This window comes from Pseudomonas gebzensis, assembly GCF_034427815.1.
Lineage (GTDB): Bacteria > Pseudomonadota > Gammaproteobacteria > Pseudomonadales > Pseudomonadaceae > Aquipseudomonas.
This window is the reverse complement of record NZ_JAXQNS010000008.1, coordinates 180,401-206,175: the sequence shown is the minus strand read 5'-3', so window position 1 is coordinate 206,175 and position 25,775 is coordinate 180,401. Positions and strand designations below refer to the sequence as shown.

Annotated in this window: 18 protein-coding genes, 1 other RNA gene and 1 pseudogene; 13 read left to right on the top strand and 7 right to left on the bottom strand. The window is 55.5% G+C overall.

Annotated elements, in window-relative coordinates; translation table 11 throughout:
- Positions 1-74: 74 nt before the first annotated feature.
- A complete protein-coding gene (gene recN, locus SJI00_RS16520; protein WP_322462777.1) occupies positions 75-1,748 on the top strand; it encodes a DNA repair protein RecN in 1,674 nt (557 codons plus the stop codon).
- An 85-nt stretch (positions 1,749-1,833) separates the two neighbouring features.
- Here the strand turns inward: recN and fur are convergent, their stop codons facing one another.
- On the bottom strand, positions 1,834-2,238 hold the full coding sequence (gene fur / locus SJI00_RS16515) for a ferric iron uptake transcriptional regulator (RefSeq protein WP_312932333.1): 405 nt from the start codon (positions 2,236-2,238) through the stop codon (positions 1,834-1,836).
- 97 nt (positions 2,239-2,335) lie between these two features.
- Between fur and SJI00_RS16510 the strand changes: the two genes are divergently transcribed.
- Complete coding sequence (locus SJI00_RS16510; RefSeq protein WP_322462776.1) at positions 2,336-2,869, top strand: outer membrane protein assembly factor BamE; 534 nt, start codon at positions 2,336-2,338, stop codon at positions 2,867-2,869.
- 74 nt (positions 2,870-2,943) lie between these two features.
- Here SJI00_RS16510 and SJI00_RS16505 read toward each other — a convergent pair whose 3' ends face one another.
- Complete coding sequence (locus SJI00_RS16505) at positions 2,944-3,378, bottom strand: type II toxin-antitoxin system RatA family toxin (protein ID WP_312932337.1); 435 nt, start codon at positions 3,376-3,378, stop codon at positions 2,944-2,946.
- A gap of 163 nt (positions 3,379-3,541) precedes the next feature.
- Here SJI00_RS16505 and smpB point away from each other — a divergent pair, with 163 nt between their 5' ends.
- Positions 3,542-4,024: an SsrA-binding protein SmpB gene (gene smpB, locus SJI00_RS16500; protein ID WP_322462775.1), complete on the top strand. Its 483-nt coding sequence runs from the start codon at positions 3,542-3,544 to the stop codon at positions 4,022-4,024.
- A 37-nt stretch (positions 4,025-4,061) separates the two neighbouring features.
- Here the strand turns inward: smpB and SJI00_RS16495 are convergent, their stop codons facing one another.
- The gene (locus SJI00_RS16495) at positions 4,062-4,829 is read right to left on the bottom strand and encodes an FCD domain-containing protein (RefSeq protein ID WP_322462823.1); all 768 of its coding nucleotides are present in this window, start codon (positions 4,827-4,829) and stop codon (positions 4,062-4,064) included.
- Between the two features lie 254 nt (positions 4,830-5,083).
- Between SJI00_RS16495 and SJI00_RS16490 the strand changes: the two genes are divergently transcribed.
- From SJI00_RS16490 to SJI00_RS16455, 8 genes and pseudogenes are all read left to right on the top strand, one after another.
- A complete protein-coding gene (locus SJI00_RS16490; RefSeq protein WP_322462774.1) occupies positions 5,084-6,754 on the top strand; it encodes a lactate permease LctP family transporter in 1,671 nt (556 codons plus the stop codon).
- Between the two features lie 63 nt (positions 6,755-6,817).
- Positions 6,818-7,978, top strand: coding sequence for an FMN-dependent L-lactate dehydrogenase LldD (lldD, locus tag SJI00_RS16485; RefSeq protein ID WP_322462773.1), 1,161 nt, complete (start codon positions 6,818-6,820; stop codon positions 7,976-7,978).
- Between the two features lie 72 nt (positions 7,979-8,050).
- On the top strand, positions 8,051-10,861 hold the full coding sequence (locus SJI00_RS16480) for an FAD-binding and (Fe-S)-binding domain-containing protein (protein WP_322462772.1): 2,811 nt from the start codon (positions 8,051-8,053) through the stop codon (positions 10,859-10,861).
- A 100-nt stretch (positions 10,862-10,961) separates the two neighbouring features.
- Entirely contained in the window at positions 10,962-11,261 is a 300-nt protein-coding gene (locus tag SJI00_RS16475) for a PA2433 domain-containing protein (protein ID WP_322462771.1), read from the top strand.
- A 100-nt stretch (positions 11,262-11,361) separates the two neighbouring features.
- Positions 11,362-11,762: a transfer-messenger RNA gene (gene ssrA / locus SJI00_RS16470) on the top strand.
- A gap of 188 nt (positions 11,763-11,950) precedes the next feature.
- Positions 11,951-13,206: pseudogene (locus tag SJI00_RS16465) on the top strand (integrase domain-containing protein).
- A 952-nt stretch (positions 13,207-14,158) separates the two neighbouring features.
- Positions 14,159-15,139 (top strand): integrase domain-containing protein, encoded by a 981-nt coding sequence (locus SJI00_RS16460; protein WP_322462822.1) that lies wholly within the window; start codon positions 14,159-14,161, stop codon positions 15,137-15,139.
- Positions 15,136-15,417 carry a hypothetical protein gene (locus SJI00_RS16455; RefSeq protein WP_322462770.1) on the top strand — a complete coding sequence of 94 codons (282 nt, stop codon included), beginning with the start codon at positions 15,136-15,138 and terminating at the stop codon, positions 15,415-15,417. The genes SJI00_RS16460 and SJI00_RS16455 overlap by 4 nt, the downstream gene beginning before the upstream one ends.
- Positions 15,418-15,426: 9 nt before the next feature.
- Here the strand turns inward: SJI00_RS16455 and SJI00_RS16450 are convergent, their stop codons facing one another.
- From SJI00_RS16450 to SJI00_RS16435, 4 genes are all read right to left on the bottom strand, one after another.
- Entirely contained in the window at positions 15,427-19,239 is a 3,813-nt protein-coding gene (locus tag SJI00_RS16450) for an RNA-directed DNA polymerase (RefSeq protein ID WP_322462769.1), read from the bottom strand.
- 226 nt (positions 19,240-19,465) lie between these two features.
- Positions 19,466-20,608 carry a beta family protein gene (locus SJI00_RS16445; RefSeq protein WP_322462768.1) on the bottom strand — a complete coding sequence of 381 codons (1,143 nt, stop codon included), beginning with the start codon at positions 20,606-20,608 and terminating at the stop codon, positions 19,466-19,468.
- Positions 20,605-21,819, bottom strand: coding sequence for an ImmA/IrrE family metallo-endopeptidase (locus tag SJI00_RS16440; RefSeq protein ID WP_322462767.1), 1,215 nt, complete (start codon positions 21,817-21,819; stop codon positions 20,605-20,607). Before SJI00_RS16440 ends, SJI00_RS16445 begins: the two co-directional genes overlap by 4 nt.
- Positions 21,809-22,087 carry a hypothetical protein gene (locus SJI00_RS16435; protein ID WP_322462766.1) on the bottom strand — a complete coding sequence of 93 codons (279 nt, stop codon included), beginning with the start codon at positions 22,085-22,087 and terminating at the stop codon, positions 21,809-21,811. The genes SJI00_RS16440 and SJI00_RS16435 overlap by 11 nt, the downstream gene beginning before the upstream one ends.
- Before the next feature lie 735 nt (positions 22,088-22,822).
- On the opposite strand from SJI00_RS16435, the gene SJI00_RS16430 reads away from it, so the two are divergent.
- Positions 22,823-23,206: a nucleotide pyrophosphohydrolase gene (locus SJI00_RS16430; RefSeq protein WP_322462765.1), complete on the top strand. Its 384-nt coding sequence runs from the start codon at positions 22,823-22,825 to the stop codon at positions 23,204-23,206.
- 24 nt (positions 23,207-23,230) lie between these two features.
- The gene (locus tag SJI00_RS16425) at positions 23,231-25,099 is read left to right on the top strand and encodes a DUF2075 domain-containing protein (protein ID WP_322462764.1); all 1,869 of its coding nucleotides are present in this window, start codon (positions 23,231-23,233) and stop codon (positions 25,097-25,099) included.
- Positions 25,100-25,775: the final 676 nt, after the last annotated feature.

Below are 25,775 nucleotides of genomic sequence, written 5' to 3'. Positions count from 1 at the left end.
CGTCATGCAGGCATTGTCAGCTCACCGCAAAGCACTGTATAAATAACCAGATCCGAACCTTTGGGAGCCTGCCCATGCTGGTGCACCTGTCGATTCACAACTACGCCATCGTCGAACACCTCGACCTCGAACTTGCCCGCGGCATGTCCGTGATCACCGGTGAGACGGGTGCTGGCAAATCCATCATGCTGGATGCCCTGGGCCTGGCCCTGGGCGACCGCACCGACAATGGCGTGGTCCGCCCGGGCGCCGACAAGGCCGACATCCTCGCCACCTTCGACCTGGTGGACATTCCCGAAGCCGCCGCCTGGCTGGCCGAGCGCGACCTGAACAACGATGGCCCGTGCATCATGCGCCGCGTCATCACCGCCGAAGGCCGCAGCCGGGGCTACATCAATGGCACGCCCTGCACGCTGGGCGACCTCAAGGCGCTGGGCGAGCTGTTGATCGATATCCACAGCCAGCACGAGCATCAATCCCTGCTCAAGGCCGATACCCATCGCCGCCTGGTGGACGAATACGCCGGCGCCGTCGAGCTGTCTCGCCAGGTGCAACTGGCCGCGCAGCGCTGGAAGCAGACACGTCTGGAACTGGAGCGCCTGTCCAACTCGGGCGATGAACAGCGCGCGCGCCAGCAGCTGCTCAGCTATCAGCTCGAAGAGCTCGACAACCTCGGGCTGGGTGACAACGAACTCGAGCAGATCGAGCAGGAGCACAAGAACCTCACCAACGCCGAGGCGCTCTTCGGTATCTGTCGGCAGGTCATCGATCAGTGCAGCGAGAACGATTCGGGCAATGTACTCAACGCCCTGACCAACAGCCTCAACCGCCTGGGCGCGGTCGCCAATGCACCCAAGGCCTTGAGCGAATCGGTCAACCTGCTTTCCAGCGCGCAGATCCAGATCGAAGAAGCCGTGGGCGAGCTCAACCGCTTCCTGGATAACTTCGATGCCGACCCTGCACGGCTGCAGGCACTTGAAGAGCGGCTCGACACCATCTACACCCTGGCACGCAAACACCGCGTGCACCCCACCGAGCTTCCGCACCTGCAACAACGCCTGCTGGTCGAGCTGGAAAGCTTGAACGCCAGCGACGAATCACTCGAGCGCCTGGGCGAAGAGCTGACGGCCTATACCCAGCATTATCAAGAAAAAGCCGAGAAGCTCAGCGCCCTGCGAACGCAGGCTGCCGGCGAGCTGGCCAAGGCTGTAGAGCAGGAGATACAGCGACTCGGCATGCCAGGCGGACGCTTCCAGATCGGGCTGGTGCCGCTGAACAGCCAGGAGCTTTCTCCGTATGGCCTGGAGCAGATCGAACTGCTGGTCAGCGCCAACCCCGGCCAACCTTTGAAAGCCCTGGCCAAAGTGGCCTCGGGCGGTGAGCTGTCGCGGATCAGCCTGGCAATCCAGGTCATCACTGCGCAGACCTCGCGCATCCCCACGCTGGTCTTCGACGAAGTCGACGTCGGCATCGGCGGCCCCACGGCGGAAATCGTGGGTCAGTTGCTGCGCCGGCTGGGCGACCGCGGCCAGGTACTGACCGTGACCCACCTGCCGCAGGTCGCTGCGCAAGGCCACCATCATCTGTTCGTGCACAAGGTGCGCGACAGCGACACCACCCATACCGCCGTGGCCCACCTGGGCAAGCGCGAGCGGGTCGAGGAAGTGGCGAGGATGCTGGGCGGGATCGACCTGACCAAGGAATCCTTGGCCCACGCCCGCAAAATGGTCGTCACCGGCAAGCACTGAGGCGAACCCGCTGCGGGTTCGTCACCGGCCACACGCAAAAAAGGCGACCAGAAGGTCGCCTTTTTTGTATCAGCAACGAAATTCGTTACTTCTTCTTGCGTACGTACAGGACCAGATTGTGGTCCACCAATTCGTAGCCATGCTCCGCTACGATCTCGCGTTGACGACGCTCGATCTCGGCATCCATGAACTCGATGACTTCGCTGGTTTCCACGTTGACCATATGGTCGTGGTGGCCGCCATCCGACAGCTCGAATACCGCATGACCGCCGTCGAAGTTATGGCGAACCACCAGACCCGCCGCTTCGAACTGGGTCAGTACGCGATACACGGTGGCCAGACCGACATCTTCGCCAGCCTCCATCAACGCCTTGTAAACGTCCTCGGCGCTCATGTGACGCTGCTCGGTCGTGTCGAGCATTTGCAGAATCTTCACTCGAGGCAGTGTCACCTTGAGACCGGCTTTGCGTAATTCGCTATTTTCAACCATGGTCAGCTTTCTCGCCGATGCTGCTTCGCAGCTTCTCTTAATACGGGTATGATCGGGGTTTACGTTGTCCAGCCAAGATAGTGGAAGTCGCCCACCGATGCAAAACACCAAGCTCTTGCTAAACAGCCTCGCCCTCGCGGGACTGCTCGCACTCGCCGGTTGCTCGTTTCCCGGGGTTTACAAAATCGACATCCAGCAGGGCAATGTCGTCACGCAGGACATGATAGACCAATTGCGTCCGGGAATGACCCGACGGCAAGTGCGGTTTATCATGGGCAATCCCCTGCTGCAGGACACCTTCAACACCAATCGCTGGGATTACCTCTATAGCCTTCAGCCTGGCGGCGGCAAGCGCCAGCAGGAACGCATGAGCATTTTCTTCAACGACAGTGATCAGCTGGTCAACCTGGCCGGTGACTTCATGCCGGGCGTCAGCCGCGACCAGGCCATTCTGGGCGGCAGCGGCGACACCAGCGTCGTCCCACAGGAAGGCGCCAGCGAAGCACCGCAGCAGCCGGTCGAACAACCTGCCGCACCGGGCTCGACCGAAGAATCGATCCAGCGCGAAATCGACAGCATCGAAACCACACCTGTGCCGACGCCAGGTGCGCTGGAAACCTCGCCACAGTAAGTGCGCACAAAAAAAGCCCGGGGCATTCAATTCAACCCCGGGCTTTTTTACGCCTGCTCACCTGCCCTGGACGCTCAGCTGGCGAGTTGTTTGGCGCGCTCGCAGAAGGCATCGACCAGCGTATTGGCGGCCTGATTGAACAGCGGCCCCAACGTGGCGCGCACCAGCGAGCCGGCGTAGTCGAAAGACAGGTCCAGGCTGATCTTGCAGGCTTTGTCGCCCAATGCCTTGAAGGTCCAGATACCGTGCAGTTGGCTGAACGGCCCTTCTTCCAGGTTCATCTCGATCGACTGCCCCGGCACCAGCACATTGCGCGTGACCAGGTGCTGACTGATGCCGCCCTTGGCGACTTCCAGCCTGGCCCGCATCTGGGTTTCGCTGGCCTCGATCACGGTCGTGTCCGAGCACCAGGGCAGAAACTCCGGGTAGCGGGCAACATCGTTGACCAGATCGTAAAGGGCCTGGGCAGGGTACGGCAGCAGGGCGGAGCGTTGAATATGGGTTGTCATCCAGGCATCACTTCCAAAGCGGGGCGGCAGCGCTTCACAGCGCATCGGAAACCGGTCCTGTTCCAGGACGAGGATGCGCCATTGTCCGGCATTCAACCCACAGGCTCAAGCGCGCCCAAATCCCGTAGCCGACAGCGCAACGACTCCCTATAATGCCGCCCCTATGGCTAAACAAAAGAAACATCCGACAGGGACCATCGCGCAGAACAAGAAAGCGCGTCACGATTACTTCATCGAACACAAGTTCGAGGCCGGATTGGTCCTGTCCGGTTGGGAAGTAAAGAGCTTGCGCGCCGGCAAGGCCCACCTGGTAGACAGCTATGTGCTGCTCAAGGACGGCGAAGCCTGGTTGTTCGGCAGCCACATCACGCCGCTGACCGCTGCAAGCACCCACGTCATTGCCGACCCCATGCGCACCCGCAAGCTGCTGCTGAACAAGCGCGAGATCGAGCGCCTGGAAGTGGCCGTCTCACAGAAAGGCTACGCCTGCGTTGCCTTGGCGCTGTTCTGGAGCAAGCACCTGATCAAGTGCGAAATTGCCCTGGGCAAGGGCAAGAAGGAGTTCGACAAGCGCGACACCCTGCGCGAGCGCGACTCCAACCGCGAGATCCAGCGCGCCGTGCGCAGCAAGGGCAAGGACGTCTGACCGCGCCCCACCCGCTCACCGCCAGGGTGGGCGGGGCTCACTGGCCGCTGCGCCGCTCCGCCCGCGCCACCCGCTGGGCTTGCTGCTGAGCTTCGGCCAGCACTTCCTGAACATAGAGGATGTGTCGGCTAGACACCTCACGCGCGTCCTGCGCACGCCCCTCGATGATCGCCTGGTACAACTCGCGGTGCTGATTGATCAGCATGTCGCGCGTTTCCGGTCGCTGCTGATACATCCCACCGATGTTGGTCACCACGTTGCGCTTGAGCAGGTCGAACAACCCGCGAATGGTGTGCAGCAACACCGCATTGTGGCTGGCCTCGGCAATGGCCAGATGAAAGCGCGCATCGGCCGCGCCCTCTTCAGCCCGGCTCACTTCATCGACACGGCAATAACAGTCCTGCAGCACCTCGAACGCCGCCTTGAGCCGCGCCCGATCCGGCTCGGTCGCACGCTGCGCCGCGTAGTACGCGCATGACGCTTCAAGCGTGTGGCGAAACTCCAGCAGGTCGCGCTGCGCATCGCCGTTACGCTCAAGCAAGTGCAGCAAGGGATCGCTGAAGGTCGACCCCAGCGCTTCAGCGACATAGTTGCCCCCGCCCTGCCGGCTGATCAGCAAGCCCTTGGCGACCATTTTCTGGATCGCTTCACGCAGTGACGGCCGCGACACCCCGAACTGCTCGGCCAAGGCACGCTCCGCCGGCAGCCGCTGCCCCGAGATCAGGGTGCCCTCCAGAATCATCCCCTCCAGCCGCTCGACGATATCGTCGGACAACCGCCGTTGGTGGACCTGACCAAAAACCATCACGTGCTCTCCCGAAACTCCGGGCAACTCCCGAAGCGCTCTATTCTCGCCGATCCGCGCCATGGCCACACTCATCAGATGACGAAATCCACCCCTGGGCAACGCACCGCTCATCGTCCTGCGACCAAAGTTTGCAGCGAGACAAATTGACACACCCCCGACCGGGCTCTTAACCTAGCGCCCAGCCATTGTAAATTGGTCTTACCAATTACCCAATGCCATTGCTGACCAACAACAATTAGGGGTTTCCCCATATGCAAACTTGGCAACAACTCTATGCCCCACTCGGTAGCCTCGGGCTCTCTGCCGCCGCTGCCGTGGTGCCGATCGTGTTCTTCTTCCTGGCCTTGGCGGTGTTTCGCCTCAAGGGCCATGTCGCTGGCAGCATCACCCTCGGCCTGTCGATCCTGATCGCCATCTTCGCCTTCAACATGCCTGCTGACATGGCCTTTGCCGCCGCCGGCTACGGCTTCCTGTATGGCCTGTGGCCGATTGCCTGGATCATCGTCGCCGCCGTCTTCCTCTACAAACTCACGGTCAAGAGCGGCCAGTTCGAGGTCATCCGCAGCTCGGTGCTGTCGATCACCGACGACCAACGCCTGCAAGTGCTGCTGATCGGCTTCTGCTTTGGTGCCTTCCTCGAAGGCGCAGCCGGCTTCGGCGCGCCTGTGGCGATTACCGCCGCGCTGCTGGTAGGCCTGGGTTTCAACCCGCTGTACGCCGCCGGCCTGTGCCTGATCGCCAACACCGCGCCAGTAGCCTTCGGCGCGCTGGGCATCCCGATCATCGTGGCCGGCCAGGTGACCGGCATCGACGCCTTCCACATCGGCGCCATGACCGGCCGCCAGCTGCCCCTGCTGTCGCTGTTCGTGCCGTTCTGGCTGGTGTTCATGATGGACGGCCTGCGCGGCGTGAGGGAAACCTGGCCTGCCGCCCTGGTCGCCGGGCTGAGCTTTGCCGTGACCCAGTACTTCACCTCCAACTACATCGGCCCGGAGCTGCCCGACATCACCTCGGCCCTGGCCAGCCTGATCAGCCTGACGCTGTTCCTCAAGGTCTGGCAGCCCAAACGCTCGATGACTCAAGCCCAGGGCAGCGTCAGCGCCGCAGTGGTACAGACCACCGGCAGCCAGCCAACGCCTTACAGCCTGGGTGAAATCTTCAAAGCCTGGTCACCGTTCCTGATCCTCACCGTGCTGGTGACGATCTGGACGCTGAAACCGTTCAAGGCCGCCTTTGCCCCAGGCGGCGCGATGTACAACGCCGTGTTCAACTTCGCCATCGCGCACCTGGATCAACTGGTCATCAAGACCGCGCCGATCGTGACCACCGCCACTGCCATGCCGGCGGTGTTCAAGTTCGACCCGCTCTCGGCCACCGGCACTGCCATCTTCCTCTCGGCCCTGATCTCGATGTGGGTACTCAAGATCACCTTCAAGACTGGCCTGACCACTTTGAAGGAAACCCTGTGGGAGCTGCGCTGGCCAATCCTGTCGATCGGCATGGTGCTGGCCTTCGCCTTCGTCACCAACTATTCCGGCATGTCCTCGACCATGGCCCTGGTGCTGGCCGGCACGGGCGCGGCGTTCCCGTTCTTCTCGCCGTTCCTGGGCTGGCTGGGCGTGTTCCTCACCGGTTCCGATACCTCGTCCAACGCCCTGTTCAGCTCGTTGCAGGCCACCACCGCGCACCAGATCGGCGTCAGCGACACCCTGCTGGTGGCGGCCAACACCAGCGGCGGCGTGACCGGCAAGATGATTTCACCGCAGTCCATCGCGGTGGCCTGCGCCGCCACCGGTCTGGTCGGCAAGGAATCGGACCTGTTCCGCTTCACGCTGAAACACAGCCTGTTCTTCGCCACCATCGTTGGCGTGATCACCTTGGTTCAGGCCTACTGGCTGACCGGCATGCTGGTCACTCATTAATGTGAGAAACACCGGGCGCCTACGTGCGCCCGGTCACGCTCTCCGTCCACGCTGCGAGACCCCATGATCATTTCCGCCTCCACCGACTATCGCGCCGCAGCCCAACGCAGGCTGCCCCCGTTCCTGTTCCACTACGCCGACGGTGGCGCCTACGCCGAATACACCCTGCGCCGCAACGTCGAAGACCTGGCCAGCATCGCCCTGCGCCAGCGCGTACTCAACGACATGTCGCAACTGAGTCTGAGCACCGAGCTGTTCGGCGAAACCCTGAGCATGCCCGTGGCCCTGGCCCCGGTCGGCCTGACCGGCATGTACGCGCGCCGCGGCGAAGTGCAGGCTGCACGCGCTGCCGCCGCGCACGGCATCCCCTTCACGATGTCGACCGTCTCGGTGTGCCCCATCGAAGAGGTGGCCCCGGCCATCGACCGGCCGATGTGGTTTCAGCTGTATGTCCTCAAAGACCGCGGCTTCATGCGCAATGCGCTGGAGCGGGCCAAGGCGGCCGGCGTGCGCACCCTGGTGTTCACCGTCGACATGCCCGTGCCCGGGGCCCGCTACCGCGACGCCCATTCCGGCATGAGCGGGCGCAACGGCCCGCTGCGGCGCATGCTGCAAGCCGTCACCCATCCGCAGTGGGCCTGGGACGTGGGCGTCATGGGCAAGCCGCACGACCTGGGCAACATCTCCACCTACCGCGGCAACCCCACGGGCCTGGCCGACTACATCGGCTGGCTGGGCAACAACTTCGACCCGTCGATCTCGTGGAAAGACCTGGAATGGATTCGTGAATTCTGGGACGGCCCGATGATCATCAAGGGCATTCTGGATGCCGACGACGCCCGCGACGCGGTCAAGTTCGGCGCCGATGGCATCGTGGTGTCCAACCACGGCGGCCGCCAGCTCGACGGCGTGCTGTCCACCGCCCGCGCTCTACCCGCCATTGCCGACGCGGTAAAGGGCGAGATCAAGATCCTCGCCGACTCCGGCATCCGCAGCGGCCTGGATGTGGTGCGCATGATCGCCCTGGGCGCGGACACCGTGCTGATCGGCCGCGCCTTCCTCTATGCCCTGGCGACCCACGGCGAGGCCGGCGTGAAAAACCTGCTGGAGCTGTTCGAAAAAGAGATGCGCGTGGCGATGGTGCTGACCGGCGCCAAGTCGATTGCCGAAATCTCTCGGGATTCTCTTGTGCAAAACCCTCTTGTACAAAGCTCCCACGCTTGACGCACCTGCTTCCTACCGCCTGATTGCCGGGCACGCTGCGCAACAGATGCGGCGGCCCGACGAGGAGACTGCATGACCCTGCCCGCCTCGTTCCTGCGCGACGCCGCCCGACTGATCCCCGCCGAGCGCCGCTTCGACGACCCCACTTCGACCCTGGCTTTCGGCACCGACGCCAGCTTCTACCGGCTGATCCCCAAGCTGGTGGTGCGCGTCGAAGCCGAAGCCGAAGTGGTCGCCCTGCTCAAACTCGCCCAGCGCGACCAGGTGCCGGTGACCTTCCGCGCCGCCGGCACCAGCCTCTCGGGCCAGGCCATCAGCGACTCGGTGCTGATCGTGCTCGGCGACAACTGGAACGCCCGCGAGATTCGCCAGGACGGCGCGCAGATCCGCCTGCAACCGGGCGTGATCGGCGCCCAGGCCAACGCCTGGCTGGCCCCGTACGGGCGCAAGATCGGCCCGGACCCGGCCTCGATCAACGCCTGCAAGATCGGCGGCATCGTCGCCAACAACGCCAGCGGCATGTGCTGCGGCACCGCGCAGAACACCTACCACACCCTGGCCGGCCTGCGCCTGGTGCTGGCCGACGGCACCGCCCTCGACAGCGAAGACCCGGCCAGCGTCGCCGCCTTCGAGCACAGCCACGCCGACCTGCTCGCCGCCCTCGCCCAACTGGGCCAGGACACCCGCGCCAACACCGAACTGGCAGCGCGCATCCGGCACAAATACCGCCTGAAGAACACCACCGGCCTGTCCCTTAACGCGCTGGTGGACTACGACGCCCCGCTGGATATCCTGCAGCACCTGCTGGTCGGGTCTGAGGGCACGCTGGGCTTCATCAGCGCCGTGACCTACAACACCGTGCCCGATCACCCCTTCAAAGCCAGCGCCCTGGTGGTGTTCCCCAGCGTCGAGCTGTGCTGCCGCGCCGTGCCGGTGCTCAAGCAACAACCGGTGTCGGCCGTGGAGCTGCTCGACCGCCGCAGCCTGCGTTCGGTACAGGCCATGCCGGGCATGCCGGTGTGGGTCACGGGCCTGTCCGATAACGCTTGCGCCCTGCTGATCGAATCGCGCGCCGCCAGCCTGAGCCTGCTGCACGAGCAACTGGCGCAGGTCATGGCCTCGATCGCCGACTTCCCGGTCGAGCAACGCGTCGACTTCAGCGAAGACCCGGCCGTGTACAACCAGCTGTGGAAAATGCGCAAAGACACCTTCCCCGCCGTCGGCGCGGTGCGTCAGACCGGGACCACGGTGATCATCGAAGACGTCACCTTCCCCGTGGAGAAACTGGCCGAGGGCGTCAACCGCCTGATCCAGCTGTTCGACCAGCACCGGTACGACGAAGCGATCATTTTCGGCCACGCCCTGGAGGGCAACCTGCACTTCGTCTTCACCCAAGGCTTCAACAGCCAGGCGGAAGTGGCGCGCTACCAGGCGTTCATGGACGACGTGGCGCACCTGGTGGCCGTCGAGTTCGGCGGCTCGCTCAAGGCCGAGCACGGCACCGGGCGCAACATGGCGCCCTTCGTCGAGCTGGAATGGGGGCACGACGCCTATCAGCTGATGTGGCAGCTCAAACGCCTGCTCGACCCCAACGGCATCCTCAACCCCGACGTGGTGCTCAGCACCGACGCCGATATCCACCTGAAAAATCTGAAACCCCTGCCCGCCGCCGACGACATTGTCGACAAATGCATCGAGTGCGGTTTCTGCGAACCGGTCTGCCCGTCCAAGGGCCTGACCCTCAGCCCGCGCCAGCGCATCGTCATGTGGCGCGACATCCAGGCCCGCCGCCGCGCCGGTGAAGACACCCGCGAGTTGCTCGACAACTACCAGTACCAAGGCATCGACACCTGCGCCGCCACCGGCCTGTGCGCCCAACGCTGCCCGGTGGGCATCAACACCGGCGAGCTGGTCAAGAAGCTGCGCGCCCAGGCCGCGCACCACGCCAGCACCGCCCACTGGCTGGCCGAGCACTTCGCCGGCGCGCTGAAAGGCGCGCGCTTCACCCTGGCCGCCGCCAATGGCGTGCGGCGCCTGCTCGGCGCCCCCAGGCTGAGCCGCCTCAGCGCACGCCTGAGCACAATCAGCCACGGCACACTGCCCACCTGGACCCCGGCCATGCCACAGCCCCTGCGCCCGATCCGCTTCGAGCCCGCCGCCCAGGACAACCGCCCGCGCGTGGTCTACCTCGCCGCCTGCGTGTCCCGCGTGATGGGCCCCGCCTACGCCGACCGCGAACAAAGCTCGCTGCTCGACAAAACCCGCGCCCTGCTGGAAAAAGCCGGTTACCAGGTTATCTTCCCTGAGCACGCCGACAGCCTGTGCTGCGGCCAGCCCTTCGCCTCCAAAGGCTACCCCGAACAAGCCGAACACAAACGCCAGGAGCTGCTCGCCGCCCTCCTGCTCGCCAGCCGCGGCGGCCTGGACCCCATCTACTGCGACACCAGCCCCTGCACCCTGCGCCTGGTGCAAGACCTCGCCGAGACCCGCCTCGACCTGTACGACCCGGTGCGCTTCATCCGCACCCACCTGCTCGAGCGCCTGACCTTCACCCCACAGCGCGAGCCCATCGCCGTGCACGTCACCTGCAGCACCCAGCACCTGGGCGAAAGCCAGGCCCTGATCGACCTGGCGCGGCGCTGCAGCACCGAGGTGGTGATCCCCGAAGGCATCCACTGCTGCGGCTTCGCCGGCGACAAAGGCTTCACCACCCCAGAATTAAATGCACACGCGTTGCGCAGTTTGAAAGACGCCGTGCAGCACTGCAGCGAAGGCCTCTCCACCAGTAGAACCTGCGAGATAGGGCTGTCGAGCCACAGCGGCATCGACTACCACAGCCTGGTGTACCTGGTGGATCGCGTCACCCAGCCCAAAACGTTGTAACAATCGCCATGCTTAGGCCAGCATTTGCATGGAACCCCCGTCAACGCGGCGCAGTCCATGCAATAGGCCCACATTTCGGAGGCCTCATAAGGAGACGTCCATGAAAGGTACCGCGCTTTCGGCCCTGTTCGCAGCAGCGACCCTGCTGGCCTCGCCAGTGTTCGCCGCTGAAGACCTCTGTGCTGGCAACCTGCAAAAAATCGACGACACCCTGGCCACCATGACCACCGCGCCAGAAGGCCAGAAAATGGCCATCGGCAAACAGGTCGACGAAGCCAAAATGGCCGAGTCCAATGGCGACAAAGAAAAATGCGTCACCATCTCCACCAAGGTCCTGAGCGAACTGAACAAGACCGAGAAAGGCAGCGGCAGCGCCAGCGGTAGTGGCGGCGGCGCCTAAGTGGGCCGAGCGGGCGAAGCGACGAAAATTCGACGTCGCCCGCACAAAGGCGTACACTGCGCCTTCGCATCGAAAGGTGCGGTCAGCTAGAGCTGAGTGTGGGGCCGATTAGGATTCGACGCCGGTCGCGAAACTCTAGGTGCATGCCGAGTTGGTAACAGAACTCGTAAATCCACTGTTGCAACTTTCTATAGTTGCCAATGACGAAAACTACGGCGTGGAGTACAAGCTGGCCGCTTAATGCGGTCCTCTTGATCCATTGCTTCTGGTAGCTTCGGCTCCAGCAATCACTAGGGGATGCCTGTAAACCCGAAGTGATTGTCATATAGAACAGGATCGTCGCGGAGCACGTTGGGGGCAAAGCGCCTAAAACTTACCCAACTCGTCCAAAGCACCCTGCCACTCGGGCGGCTGCGGATTAACTCAATTGAGATGGCTAAGCATGTAGTACCGACAGCGGAGTACTGGCGGACGGGGGTTCAAATCCCCCCGGCTCCACCAAATGATCAAAAAAAGACGTCCACGGACGTCTTTTTTTGTGCCTGCAAACCAGTAAATACGTGGCTTCCAGCGCTTTTCCGGTCTTTTGAGGGTTTTTGAGTTCCAGCCGTTCGGGTATTCCAGACGGTATTCCAGTCCACCCGGTGCTAATACTTTGGAATACCGAATCAGTGCCTGAGGACAATCTCATGCCTGCTCAAAACGTCCGCCTCTCCGATCGATAGCTCAAGGGAGTCAAACCCGCGTCCAAGGATTATGTCCTCACGGACGGTGATGGCTTGCAGCTCCGCGTACGCAGCGACGGCTCGTTGCTGTGGATTTCAACTCCCGCGAACCGGGGACCAAGAAGCGCATCAACATCGGCTTTGGGACCTACCCCGAACTGTCATTGGCGAACGCACGAACGAAGGCAGTCGAGGCGCGCGAGTTGCTCGCCCAAGGCATCGATCCGAAGGTACAGCGCAATACGTTGAATGAAGCCAAACGCGCAGAAACGGAATACACCTTCGAGAACGTGGCCACCGCCTGGTTCGAGCTCAAGAAAGACTCGGTGACCCCGGCCTACGCCGAAGACATTTGGCGGTCGCTCACGCTGCACGTGTTCCCCGATTTGAAGACGACACCACTCACGAAAATCACCGCGCCGATGGTGATCGCATTGCTTCGTCCAATCGAAGCTAAAGACAGCCTGGAGACGGTCAAGCATCTTAGCCAGCGGCTAAACGAGATCATGACCTACGGCGTCAACTCGGGCCTGATCTTCGCCAACCCGCTCAGCGGTATCAGGGCAGTATTCAAGAAGCCCAAGAAAGAAAACATGGCTGCGCTCCCGCCCGAAGAGCTCCCCGAGCTCATGCTGGAGATCGCGAATGCCAGCATCAAACGCACCACCCGCTGCCTGATCGAATGGCAGTTGCACACGATGACTCGCCCCGCCGAGGCGGCGACTACCCGCTGGGCGGACATCGACTTTGAAAGGCGTGTCTGGACTATCCCACCGGAGCGGATGAAGAAGCGCCGTCCACACAGCATCCCGTTGAGTGATCACGCTGTCGCACTGCTGGAGTCACTGAAAACTCACAGCGGCCATCGCGAATACGTCTTCCCGGCAGACAGAAATCCACGTACCCACGCCAATAGCCAAACGGCCAACATGGCGTTGAAACGCATTGGCTTCCAGGATCGCTTGGTCAGCCACGGCATGCGCTCGATAGCCAGTACTATCTTGAGTGAACATGACTGGGACCCGGAACTCATCGAGGTCGCACTGGCGCACGTCGATAACGATGAGGTGCGTAGCGCCTACAACCGAGCCGACTACATCGAGCGCCGGCGCCCGATGATGGCCTGGTGAAGTGAGTACATCCAGAAAGCCGCCACCGGCAGCCTGCTTGCCTCAGCCTACGGTCAAATCATAGACAAGAATGTGGTGCCGATTCGTTAGCACTGTGCAGGCGCAAGAATTGCGGTAACAACTGAGCATCCAAAATTCGGGGCAACCAGCCTCGCTTATCTGCTTCTCAGCGCGGGTCCATCCAAACAGGGCTGCAAAGCCGCCCTGTTTGGATGGACCTTACTTTGAAGAGCTAAAATCGACCACGTTGTCCAGGATTTACCACGGAATTCCACAAATGGATAACCGTTCTTCAAGTCCAAATTGGCGCTGAATTTAGAACCTTGACCCGGTTTATCCACAGGCGTAGAACTGGCCGTGCAAGCGCTGTCGATGACAGCAACCCAGGTGGCCCGAACCTTGAGGGTCACGCCGCTCCCGCGGTGGTTCCCCCCCCATAAGGCGATTAGCGTCCGGCAGCTCGCCCGGTCACCTCCACGGTGATGGATGCCTACTTCAGATCATGGCCCTCGTGCGCCAGACGACACTTCCTACTTCGCTGCCCTGCAGCAACCTATCCGCTTGGCCGAATCTTGCGCCAACCTGCGCCCGTCTCTTTCTTCTGGAAAGAGACGGGCGCTCCTACCGCTGCTGCAGCCCAACTCGTACAAGGCTTTGCGGCATTCCCCCTCGTGACAATCGGCGTGACAAACACCGAAGTCACCAGCAACAGCGATGCAGATGATGGTGCCGCAGCCTACGGAATGGACTGCACCTGACTGACAGTCAGGCATGCCCCGGTCATCGCATCACTGCCTTCACCTGACTCAGGATCTCGCGGCGCTGGTCTCGTCAGCCAGTGCAGCCTCCACCCGCCCACCGGTAACGGTGTTCAGGAGGCCAGATCATGAGATGCCCAAGCTCTCGGTCGTAAAGAGCCGCCAGTCCCGCGTTAGTGGACAACCCTCACAGGTCGCAGGGGCCTTGATCCCTGATAACACTCAACATTCTTGGCGGGATGACGTGGGGCGAGGACTGGAGAGCAAGAGATGAGGTGACCGACATGACATTGGTGGGTAGACGCGATGGTCGTAATTTCGGCTACGGCAGGCAATTGAGTTACGCCGGGCCTCAGGCACTGAAAGACATGTTCGGCGGTGGCCACTACGGCACGGTCAAGGCGCACAGTGATCGATGGTTGGCATTCGTGAGGTGGTGCCGCTCCGAACAGGGGCCTGGCATCAATGATGCGCGGCAGATTGATCGCAAAGTGTTAGCCGACTACGCGGCGTATCTGCGTGACGTGGTTAGGCGCGGTGACCTCGCCGTCAGCACCGCACAAAACCGGCTATCCAGCGTTAACAGGACCATGGCGGCGCTTCGCGGTGATCAGTGCGTGAAATTGCCAAGCCCGAGTAAGGCGTTGGATATGCAGCGCACCGGAGTTCGCCTGTCGGTGCCTCAGGTCCAAGACCGCGAACAGGTTAAGCAGATCGTCGATGCGCTTTGCCGCCAACATCAGCTACGGGTCGCTGCGATCGTTTTGTTGGCGCGAGCCACCGGTATGCGCTTGCGTGAGGCCATCTTGGCTGACCTGCCACGATTAAGTCGTGAGGCGCGAGACATTGGCAAGATCAACATCCAGGACGGAACTAAAGGCGGCCGCGCCGGAGCCTCGGCACCACGCTGGATCGCGGTGGACGACCATGTCCGAGACGCACTTGGGTTTGCACGACAAGTGTCGCCTACGGGTAGCCGCAACCTGATTGCGCCACACGAAAGCTACCTGAGTCTTCTGCAAGAGATCATCCGCCCTGCGCGCGACATCCTGCATGTACACGACCTCAAAGGCTTCCATGAGCTACGAGCGGCATACGCATGTGAGCGCTATGAACAAATAACCCAATACCGCGCGCCTATCAATGGCGGCCAATGTTACCGGGTAAATAAGAGCCTTGATCATGACGCCCGGAGACAGATTAGCCATGAGCTGGGGCACGGTCGGGTCGATGTGGTAGCTGCCTACATAGGAGGGCGCGCATGAGTAAGCCATTCGACATGGAGCTATTCCTGGTAAGCGTCTTGACCGGGTCTTACTCCACGCGCCAACGCCACATTTGTCAGGCGAAGACAATTCAAACAGCAATCGCTGAGCGGTGGAGTCGAGACAATCCATGGACCTGGAGACGCAAACATATTGCTTGGTTTCTAGCAAACAAAAGAAGTGACCGATGCGAAGCCACTTGGAATTACTATAAAATCACTATCAAATTAACAATCAAGCGTCTTGAAAAACAAAACGCTTTTAAGAATATTCCATGACAGACCAAGTCACCCAGCAGGCTTAGTTTTTAACTTTTTACCAGATCTATAACTAGAGCCAATACTGCGAAAATCAAACATATTAATTTCAAAGGATGATATTGATACTTGGTGAGAACCATGAACATGAGTTATAAGTTTGTCATATCGTTCTTTATATGGTGCTTTAGCAACCGAACCGCCAAATTCACCAGTATTAACCAGTGCAACATGCTGGTACATGTGATAATACAAGGCATCCACCATTGAATCAAATGTGGTCACATCTTGATTCAATGCAACGACCAAGTATGCATCTGATTTATCTTTCAAGTCAGCACTAATCTTTATGTCAGTAGCGTCATAGCATACTGACCCTGAGAGCGTGAATCCTTTATCCTTCGGAAAGGCTGGGTGCACTAACTCAATTAGCAACTGATAAGGACGCCAAGGTTTCACCTTACCAACTTCGTCCTTCATCATATTAAACTTACCCTGAAGCCTACTTATAAACTTCTTACCCGCCGAAAGCTTTTGAGGTATGAGCCATTTGGCTACATTATTGGGACCCTCCACACCATGGAGTTTTATAAAAGTTAAACCTGTAAAAATAATTGCCCCAGTCTTATTCGCGAGCTGGTGCAAAATATCAGCATCTTGCTCACTAACTGATAACTCCGGCCAAATTATAAGATCTATACTACTATCTTTGTAGTTCAGGTCATCGATGCTACGCTGACTATGAGCCTTGTGTAAAATTAGCTCAGCAACAGAAGCTATATGCCTACGATGTCTGGACCTATATTTAGGTGTATCCAGCATAAGCCCATGCTCTTGAAAGTCGCCCTTCAATGGCAACAAAGATTGGACCATAACAACTTTTAGCGACTTCTTGTCTTTTTGCCAGTCAAAGCTGAACTTTTCTACATATGCAGGAATACCTGTCATCTTACAGAATAGTTTTTTCTGATACTCTAAGCGCTCAATTGTTAATTTCTGAAGAGCTTTAATATCCCAAACTTTTGGCCATTCATAATTTCCCTCATGCAAATTGGTTCCCGGCCATTGCAATAAAGCAAACAGAAGACTGGAAATCCAGTTAGACATAGGTGCCGTCTCACCATTCAACGCTTCAGGAGAGTGCATCATGCCTAACTGACGCTTCACAAAACTCGATCTCAAACCTATATATCGAGCCTGACTTGAGTCAGCTGGAGTCATTGAAGACCAGTCTAGATTGCCGATTAGGCAACTACGAAGGAAGATGCCTAACCTGTATAGAGGCTTGTGATTTTCCTCAATCCATTCCGGCAAAGGAAATATCGGATCCTCATCGAAGCCGATCACGATACTGAATCGAACATCCAACGATTGAATCTTACCCCAATTTGAACATGTTATCGTACAATTACCCAGATCAATATTAGCAGGAAGATCCAACGAATTCTCAGTTAAAGAATCCAAATTACAATCGAAGTCACCACCACTCATCAACGCCAGCAACAAAGCAAGAGCGGCATTCTCATGCGCAAAAGGATTATCAGGCCTTTTGACAACCCCAAGTAGAGAAATAGGCTTTCCATTAAAACGGTTAAGGTCGCCGGTAATTGCTAACTGAAATAGGCCGGCTTTTTCCATAACACCCTTACATTCAGATATCCAACCGCAATCATTATTTTTCGCATAATCAGCTAAAGCAAACAAAAATTCTGGTGACTCAACAGCTATTTTTTTGCAGAAGCTTAGTACATCAACTCTATATAGACCGCCGGCAGGCAGAGGAAAAACCTTTGCAAAAGACTTTTCTAGCAAACAACTGACAGCACGAACGACCAAGCCCTTATCGCGCGACAACTGATAGGAGAGAAGTGCATTTGCTATAAAATCGGTAGCACTCATTTTTGCTGAAATATTACGATAGCCTTTCATCATCTTTGTAATGACATTAAAGTCATCGCTATTCGTATCTTGATCTAAAGGCGAGTCATTCCTAACTAAGCAATAGAACATTGCCTGATCAAGAAGATTTTTATGCGTAGACGATGAAGAAATAATTTTTACCGCTAGATTTTGCAGGTGCTCAAAAAAATCATTTGTGTCAGCATGTGCTGGAAAAGTCCATTTTTCTTTTGTATGCATTACTGTTGCCGCGTGACGAAAAATCTCCCCCAAGCAATATTGAGCAACTTGCTGCTGTTGGAGTTCGGCCTCACGCTGGGCGACCGACGTTAGCTGGCCCAATATAGGTTTCAGGATTCGTTTATCTGGAAAAAGCTCTAACCCTTTTTTCAACAAAAGAGTTAAAGATGGATCTTTACTCCAACATGAAATAAATTTTCGAGCCATCCTTTCTTGTAGATAATCCCAGGCTCCTGGTTTAGGGTTACCATTCTCATCTAGTTCTTGCGAAAAAAAACTTCGCTTTTGTTTCAGCAAAGCATGAATCTTATTAGCTGAAAATCGTAGCAGCGTGTCATCACGAACATCATTACTAGGCGCTTCGATAATTGCAAGCGGGTTGGTGTTATCCTGATCAGTTTGGGAGTCTCGCAGACTATCTGCCAGACCAATCAATCCCTCCAGATGACCTAATTGCTCATCCACCTCCGTGGCAGATAGCGGGCCGCTGACCTTACTTTGAATATCCTTAAGCTTCGTAGAAATCCCAGCACGCTTATATACAAATTTTTCTATTTTAGTCTTATCATGATTAAATTTCAGGCCAAGCGCTAGAAGATGGCAACCAATCTTTTCATCAATTACAGACCTGATTTCTTCCGAACGAACTCCGTCATCTACTAAAACAATCAGCCTCATATCGTCGACATAGCGACAATAATCTACAAGACGGATATTATTCGAAAGATCCTGACCTATTAGAGCCTGAGCTATCTCATCAAACTTCAAAAGATAAATATTGGCTAGAAAACCACCCACAACCAAGCCCTGTGGGATTCCACTTGGAATATTTTCTTGATCACTTTTGCATACTGCTTCATAAATAGCTGGACTAGTTGCGTCCCACTTCCAATTAACGAAGCTTGCTAGCAACTTCTCAACGATCGGATCCAGATTATTATCACACAAGGCTCTAATAGCAGATGCCAACTTGTTACGATCTATATTATCGTAGAATTTAGCTATATCTAAATGAACTTCGAAGACGTGTTGACCCTTGAGCTTCTGCTGCAGCGCCTCCGCTCCAAAATATAAAGGTCTGGCAAGAAATTTTTGGTAATCCGAAAAGTACTTACTATAACTCGTACTGTTACCCCATGCGAATGTCGCATCAGAGTCCTTAAATTGACAATAGAGGCGATTACCATAATTTACTATTTTTTTCTGATGGACCTCATTCAGAGGTGTAGCCGCATTTCCTTGACTAGACTCAACCTTATTGACCAAGCACATCATGAGCGCCATCAATAAGCTTTGGTCACGAATGGAAACATGGGCTAAAGGTCTAAGTGGCTTCGGAGTTTTTGCCTCAGGACACCATTTATGAGTAGGGGCTTCAGATGCGTCAAAAGCCCAACCGAGCACACCCATATCTAATATATTTAGATCCTGAGCTTTAACAAAAGTCCAGCGTTCGGCTTTAGGTGCAGGCACTAGCCGTAATTCGTTGAAAGAAAAGCCCGGGCTCTTTAAGTCTGCGAGCCAATGATTGAGACGTTCATCCAGATCTAGTGCCGACCTATCGAGTTCAAAGTTGTCAGCATACCAATTAGTCGAGCGGATATACTGATGTGCCTTTTTCCAGGCTTGAGCAAGCACAACTTTATCTGTCAGATACTCGAAGGTAGGTTGCAGCGCACGATACTTACTTGCAAGTAATCCCATTTTTCATAACTCAGAAATTTACAATCATTCAAGTTTATTTTATTAGTTACAGACTAATTGAGATCGCTACATATCGCACGCACACCTACCCTGCACAAACCATATCAGTCAATGGCTAAAACACGAAACCTAAATGACTAAAAATATTTCATGCATGAAAAATTCTAACATGCACCCTCTGCTAATCGTCGAAATGGTCAATTAGAAACGAATTAAAATAGCAGCCTCATACAGGCTGCCTTGCATGCTTTGCAGCAACAAGTTCTTTATATTCTATTACTTCATGCACAACCGAGTGTATATGGTGGTTGGTGTCAATAGAGATCCAATCTGAAGACGTCCCCGAAAACTCACCCTGGCTACAACGAAGAATCTCATTGTCCCCCCAACTGAACTTTTCTGTAGCCCAGTGCCCTGATGCAATAACTAACCTTGCAAGCTCCTGATGCTGAGCACCTTTGAGCCCCTCTGTCAAAGGGTAACCTCTAGCGATGAATATCTCCTTCTCAATTGTATAGCGAATTTTTCCGTTCGCATTTGATGGCCCACCTGTTTCTTTAGAATTAGGTCCGCGGATGCCATAATCGCTAAAACCTAGCGACTCAAATCCAGGTTGCACAATCAGAGATCTCCATGCGGACATCTCTTTCCTAAGAACTAAGCCAGTGCTATTTTGGTCTTTAATCGCGGAAGAAATAAAAGCAGGAAGTGAACAGCCCGCCACCCTAAAATCATTAAATCCAGCTCTTTTTAACAAGGCTATTGCTTTTTCCGACTTAGATATGATGTCAGGTACAGTGTGCTTTTGAGAGGATACGTCTCCAAAATCGATCATAACCATGACAAGGAACGGATCAAGATCCAAAGTATCAGTTATCTCGTTCAGACGTTCTAATACGAATTCTTCCTCAGAGAGTTCCTCCACCGTGTCTGAATCCATAACAAGGCGCAGAACAAAATCACACGCTGAGGCTAGCCGAGCTCCACGAAGCGCATTAACGTATACAGGATCATCCCATCGAACATAATCAACTACTAGATTAGCTGTAACACGAAATGACTCCAACTGATTCCGTAGAAATGGAATCACATGCTCTCCACCCTCTGTTTGAGCATCGGTAGACCACTTCGGCATATCTAAAAAAATTTGGCGATCTTTCCAAACAGTGGAGATCTCCGCAGCAATACCGCTCAAGTAGGATTCGATTGGAGGAAACAGCTGACCGCTAAGCTTTTCAAGCTTGTCATCGTTGACTGGTGAAATATCGAACCAAGGTACAATTTTTTCCGCTGCAAACTTTTTTAGCTCGCCAAGAGCAATGAGCTCACCGGGTTTTGCTTTCAAAATTGGGACGTAAATAAGTTTCATAACTCACCATTAAAATGATTATAAAGTAGTTTTCTAACTTCACCACGCCCCAACAAATCAGAAAACAACTGGTAGTTTTCTTTCTCTCGCTGGATTCTGCCTGCGATGATCGCAGGATGTATCTTTAACTCTCTGGATAACTTATCTATATTTTCCCTGCTGGGGTCCAAGTAGGCGGCAGAGCGCTTCCAAGTTACCCTAGGAATACAGGCCTCTCTTGCTATTCGATTTGCTTCCGCCTCTCTTCTATCTTCTGAAGAAGCATCTAAATCATCCAGAAAAGCCTCTTCATTTCCAATATGCTTCCATATATGCGCAACTTCGTGAAGCAACGTAAACCAAAAGTTATCTAATCGGTCGTGTCTTAATGTCAAGCCTATCACGGGAGTTCCGTCTACATCTTTCAATGCGGCACCATCTAGCATGGTACCCTTCAGATGCGGCTCAATTATCACTGCTATACCATGTTTCTTAAGAAACTCGATAGCAAGGAGAGGCCCATTTTCAAACCAACTTAACTGGGCCAAATCCTTCAAAAATGAATTCGACAGCTTACTTTGGTCAAATGTACCTAAAAGATGGCTACACTCTCTAGCGCGTTGAATAACCCTGAGAAGCCATACATACAGAGAATATTTCGTAGTCGGTGAGTAAGCATCACCCAATGGCGTACGCCTGAATGCAGCCTCGCCGAACTGCCACCCTATAAGAGACACGAACTCCCGAAGCGTTTCTTCAGTAGTTTTTGAAGCTTTACCTATAGCTTTATCAATCCATCCTCTAGCGACCATTTCTTTCACTGGGAATCGAGACCAGTCAACTTCGTCCGTCGATTTTTTTTCTTCTGTATGGGACAATCCAAGTAAAGTCTCTGCCGAAATCCCCAATCCGACTGAAAGAGCTTTTATCATAGGAACAGTCAGCGGGCGTTTGCGGCCCAGAACTTCTGAAACTCGACTTCTAGTGCCAAAGTAAGGAATTAGATCTGCTTGCTTTAAATTCCTCTCGTGCATCCTAAACAGAATTGCATCGATTGGGTCGGGGGCATCGATCGGATGTTTTTTACTCTCATAATTTTCAATAAGAAGAATCAGGACCTCAAGGCGATTACTTTCTGAAGAGCCAGGTTTAGGCATCATTGACATCAACCTATCCACTTCACTCAGATAAGCTCGATGCTGCTCTTCTGTTCTTATGACCTTAGTGTCCATCAATTTCTTCTGCACCTAATAGCGCGGTTATGAGAGCTATTTTTTGAGGAAACACAATTTTCACCTCTAACCAGCACTTTGCTAAATTCACTTCGAAAATAAAAACACCGGTCTTCCGCTCTCTTGCCGAGGGAAATTGATCAAATAGATCAGATTCTTGCGTCCACACCGCATGGATAATTTCAGCGACCCATGCGCTGACCCACGTGTCAATTTCTGGTCCGCGCCCTCTCAGCCTATCGAGTATGTCCTTACCAACCAGATGCATAATAATGTTCCCAATTTGGGATCAATATAAATCCCTTTCGAACGCGTGTCAATCGCATAAATTCCCAAAACGGGAACACCACAAGAATCCTCATGGTAGCGTTTTATCATCACCCCCAACAAGCGGCTGAATCTGCGGGGAGATGGAGGTGAATGGCTAGGGAAAGCCCGTAAGAAACCTAGCTCGGCCACCAAGCGCCACATCAGTCATCAACGGAATTACCCTGTGTAGCAGCGACAGTCACTTCTGTGGCGCCACATGTAAGGCCAGAAACGGCGCAGGTTGTCACCTGCGTCGCCGCCCCACAATTGGAGCCTACCGACCTCGCAAGGCTGGTTGAGCGAATACAACATGCAAAGGTTGTGTTGCAACACTAGGAGAACGCACTCCACATCCGCTTAGCACACAGGCGGCAATTGGACAGTGTCAGCCCCACAGGAAAGCGCTGCTGCTCTATCTGCAACAAACGATCAGGGTGAAGGAAAGGCCGCTGGTCGGTGGGCAATATCGTTGTCGCGGCCAACTGAACTACGCCTACCGACAGGCAAAGATTTGTCTGTTGGCGGCACACTTCGCCACGCTCAAAGCAAGAACGCCGACAAGGAATTCCGCCGGCAGACCGCGCGTGAGAGAAAAAACACAAAAAATCTGCTCAGACAGCGAAAACCCTTACAATCCAAGGCCGGATTTCCTACACCTTTTTAGCCCCTTCACTGATACCCAAGAGATAGCCCCGTGAGTGACTCAGACAGCTCATCAGCGCCATTGGTTGACGTAGTGAAGCTCGCCGCATCCCTTCAGCGTTTCGCAGATGATCGCGACTGGCAGCAGTTCCACTCTCCCAAAAATCTCATCCTGGCTCTCACTGGCGAGGTTGGAGAGCTGTGCGAGATTTTCCAATGGATGAGCGATGCCGATTCGATCTCCGCCGCAACAGATCCCGAAATCGGCCAAGCCGTCAAGGATGAACTGGCGGACGTACTGATGTACTTGGTTCGCCTGAGCAGCGTACTCGGCATTGACCTCAACGAAGCGGTGACACGGAAACTCGCCTCCAATGGCAAGAAGTACCCCGTGAATAAAGCCAGAAGCAACAGCAAAAAGTACGACCGACTCTGACCAACACGCATCTAAGGACAACCCGTGATCGTTTACGCTGCGACCAAACAGCAATTTCTTATAGACAACGATAACGATGACATTGAGGAGGTGATCCTCAGGCATTACAAGGAAGCTACCGGCAAGAACGTTGGCACATCGGAAATCAGGTCGTGGCAAGGATCCCTAACGTACATGGCCAAGGTCCTTAGAGATGAGGGCCTGCCGAGCGACGCAGGCCTGGCCATTGAATTGCACATTCCGCAGTCGTCGAAGCGAATCGACTTTCTACTCACCGGTCGCGACGAAAACCAGGCAAAAAAGGCCGTACTGATCGAACTGAAGCAATGGAGTAAGGCCAACGCCACAACCAAGGATGCCATCGTCAAAACGGCATTGGGTGGCGGCCTCATTGAGACCATTCACCCGTCCTATCAGGTATGGTCATATGCAGCGCTGTTGGAAGGCTTCAACGAGGCGGTATATGACAAAAGCATCGAAATCCGTCCGTGTGCCTACCTCCATAACTACGTCAGCGACGGCATCATAGATTCGGCTCACTACGAGCCCCACATCAGCAAGGCTCCGCTGTTTCTGAAAGGCCCGGAAGAGCTCAGTAAACTCAGAAGCTTTCTGAGAAAGCATATAAGTCATGGCGACAACAAAGAGGTTCTTTACGAGCTGTCCGAAGGAAAAATTCGCCCGTCCAAGGCGCTAGCCGAAGCCCTCGGTGGGTTGATGAAAGGCAAGCCCGAGTTCGTATTGATTGACGATCAGAAAGCAATTTTTGAGTCGGCACTGGCGGCGGCAAGCGAGGCCTCAGATCAAGCACCCAAGGTGATGATCATTGAAGGTGGACCGGGCACCGGGAAGACCGTTCTGGCTATCAATTTGCTCGTCAAGCTCACCGAATTGAAGCTGATGAGCAAATACGTCTCCAAGAACGCAGCCCCGCGCAAGGTCTACGAGAGCAAACTGGTTGGCACCATCAAACGCAGCCATTTCTCGAATTTCTTTTCAGGCTCTGGGGCATTTATCGACACTGAGCCCAACACATTCGATGCGCTTATCGTGGACGAAGCTCACCGGCTGAATGAGAAAAGCGGGCTTTATGGAAACCTTGGGGAAAACCAGATCAAGGAGCTGATTGACTCAGCGAAATGCTCAATTTTCTTTATTGATGAAGACCAACGTGTAACCTTGAGCGATATCGGCAGCAAGCAGGCGATACGCACCTTTGCAAAAGCCAAGGGTGCTGTGGTTGAAGAACATGTGCTGTCTTCGCAGTTCCGCTGCAGTGGTTCTGACGGTTACCTGGCATGGCTGGATGACACGCTAGGCATTCGCTCGACGGCAAATCCGACGCTTGAGACTCAAGAGTACGAGTTTAAGGTGTTCGACTCACCTCAGGCGATGCATGAAGCAATCAACGAGAAAAACCACGGAAACAAAGCTCGTGTGGTCGCGGGCTATTGTTGGCCTTGGTTGAGCAAGAAAGACCCCGCCGCTGCTGATATCGTCATTGGTGACTACAAACGCCAGTGGAACCTGGATCAGGATGGCAGCCTATGGATCATCGCTGAGAACTCCATCGAGCAGGTTGGCTGCATTCATACCTGCCAAGGTTTGGAAGTCGACTACATCGGGGTGATCATCGGGCCAGACCTAGTCGTCCGTGACGGCAAAGTAGTGACATTCCCGGATGAGCGCGACAGGCACGATAAATCGATTCGCGGCTGGAAAAAAATGATGAAAGAGCAACCTACACTGGCGAAAAAAGAAACAGACCTGATCATCAAAAATACATACCGAACCCTGATGACACGCGGGATGAAGGGTTGCTACCTGTACTGCACCGACAAAGAGACTGCGCAATACTTCGAAAGTCGGCTTAGCCAACACAGCAGTCATTGACGGTATCGTTTGCTAGGAGCCCCTGTACCTGCAAGTGGGGACATCGTTCGCGCAGGGGCAACAATCAACAGCGCGACCATTTGCTTGATAGACTCGATCACGATTCGTTTTTGGGGCGGAGCTCAAAAAGCACCGTCCATCGGAATCCAGACCACGCAGCGTTCCAACTGGTATTCCAAGCAAGTTGACCAATAAATTATTAACCAGAAAAAACAAATAGATACCGACTTGTTTCAAATTACCCCGGCAATCCAAACAAAGAAAGACGCCGCTGGGCGGTTTTTTCTATCGGAAGAGATCAAGCTTCTGCCGAACGCTGCAAATCAGATTAACCCCCTTCCCTGTAGGCAATTTCCCAAAGATACTCACCCTCCCTGTTTTTCGTTGCACTCCCCTCCCTCTTGTCTATCCTCGCTGGGTCGTTCACAGCAACGACCGGCTTTGACAGGCCGCAACGACACACAGGGCATGACCGTTTATGGCGGTTGTGCATGGGGCACGTTCGCGTGCGCCGGTTTCTGTGTTCGCCGGTCTGTCAACCCATGCACAGCTGCCACCCTTCTGTTTGACAGCGGAGCGGTGGTTGCCCCACTGAGAACACAGATGATGTTGAAGATAGTTCCCGATCCTCCGCAGATCGTCCATTACCCCGCTTGGAATTTCAGAGCCTCGTCGA